At 66.9% G+C, this 1,061-nt stretch carries 2 protein-coding genes; both read right to left on the reverse strand.

Annotation, left to right across the window (positions count from 1 at the left end; genetic code table 11):
- Positions 1 to 163: 163 nt before the first annotated feature.
- Positions 164 to 400: a FixH family protein gene (locus tag DK459_RS07435; RefSeq protein WP_020929008.1), complete on the reverse strand. Its 237-nt coding sequence runs from the start codon at positions 398 to 400 to the stop codon at positions 164 to 166.
- Between the two features lie 22 nt (positions 401 to 422).
- On the reverse strand, positions 423 to 1,061 hold a 639-nt coding region (locus DK459_RS07440; protein ID WP_278045114.1), incomplete at its 5' end, for a FixG Ig-like domain-containing protein.

The raw sequence follows: 1,061 nt of genomic DNA on the forward strand, positions 1-1,061 counted from the left end.
GGTATAGAACCCCACCCGCCCCGTCGGCACATATCCGAACACCGCCACATCCAACGGGTCGATCAACGCAAAAACAATCGCGCTGCCCACGGCCGCCGCCAGGAACGACGGCCACAGTATCCACATCAACGACCTCAACCCCATGGCGCGCCTCCGGAAATCATCAACGAACGCCGACCGCGGCCGGCGGCGTCGGCAGCGGCTCCATCTGCTCGATCACCAGTCCGCGCTTGACCACGCCTTCCTGGATCGGCTGGTTGCCGAACTGCGTATAGGCCAGGTAGATCGTGATGGCACAGCCGATCACCGCCAGGAACGGCCCGGCCATCAGGAACCACGGCCAGAACTCGCGGTACCAGGGTTTCGCCGGCATCGGCGCGGCAAGATGGACAGTATTCATCGTTGGCATCCTTGGTTCGGAATCACTCGGGGACATAAAAACTCGCGGCTTCGTCGGTTTCGACCGGCCGGTTCTCTTGATCGTGGGCGCGGGCCCGCAGCGTGATCGGGTGCGCGCCCGGCTCGGCCCCGGCCGGCGCGCGGATCACCATCGGCACCAGCTTGTTGGCCGCCGCCTCGACATCCACCACGTCCGACTCGCCCTGCCCGGCGCGCACCGCCAGTCCGGGCATGCCGTCGGCCGACAGCCGCAAGCGCAGCGGCGAGTCCGAGGTGTTGATGATCTGCAGCCGATACACGTTCTCGATCATGCCGCCGGCCACCTCGCGCCCCAGCACGCCGCGATCGCGGATCACGTCCACCCGCAGCGGGTTGCGCAGCGTCAGCGACACCACGAATGCCACCGCCAGCCCCAGGATCAGCGTGCCGTAGATCAGCACGCGCGGGCGCAGCAGGTGCGAGCGCGCGCTCTGGGTCGACAGCCCTTCCAGCATCGCCCGCTCCGAGGTGTAGCGGATCAGCCCGGACGGGTACTGCATCTTGTCCATCACCTGCTCGCAGGCGTCGATACAGGCGCCGCAGCCGATGCACATGTATTGCAGCCCGTCGCGGATGTCGATGCCGGTCGGGCACACCTGCACGCACAGGCTGCAATCGACGCA

The sequence above is a fragment of the Achromobacter sp. RW408 genome, assembly GCF_003184165.1.
GTDB lineage: Bacteria > Pseudomonadota > Gammaproteobacteria > Burkholderiales > Burkholderiaceae_B > Achromobacter > Achromobacter xylosoxidans.

Excerpts from the sequence above, each read along its gene's own strand:
- DK459_RS07435 (WP_020929008.1), bottom strand. The coding sequence starts at position 400 with ATGAATACTGTCCATCTTGCCGCGCCGATGCCGGCGAAACCCTGGTAC.